Source organism: Comamonas halotolerans, assembly GCF_030162935.1.
Taxonomy (GTDB): Bacteria; Pseudomonadota; Gammaproteobacteria; order Burkholderiales; family Burkholderiaceae_C; genus Comamonas; species Comamonas halotolerans.
Genome location: NZ_JASAUZ010000066.1, coordinates 1 through 237 on the forward strand (window position 1 = coordinate 1; position 237 = coordinate 237).

The 237-nt window shown below is 64.6% G+C and carries 1 protein-coding gene; it reads left to right on the plus strand.

Translation table 11 applies throughout. From position 1 onward, the window contains the following. The coding region (locus QEP11_RS16640; RefSeq protein ID WP_284337769.1) for an electron transfer flavoprotein subunit alpha/FixB family protein at positions 1–237 on the plus strand (237 nt) is incomplete at both ends.

The following is a 237-nucleotide window of genomic DNA, read 5'->3' on the forward strand; positions in this document are numbered from 1 at the left end:
TGCAGCCATTGGCGCATCGCGCGCGGCGGTGGACGCAGGCTATGCGCCCAACGACTTGCAAGTGGGCCAGACCGGCAAGATCGTGGCGCCGCAGCTGTACATCGCAGCCGGTATCTCGGGCGCCATCCAGCACCTGGCGGGCATGAAGGACTCCAAGGTGATCGTGGCGATCAACAAGGACCCCGAAGCGCCGATCTTCTCGGTGGCGGACTATGGGCTGGAAGCGGATCTGTTTGC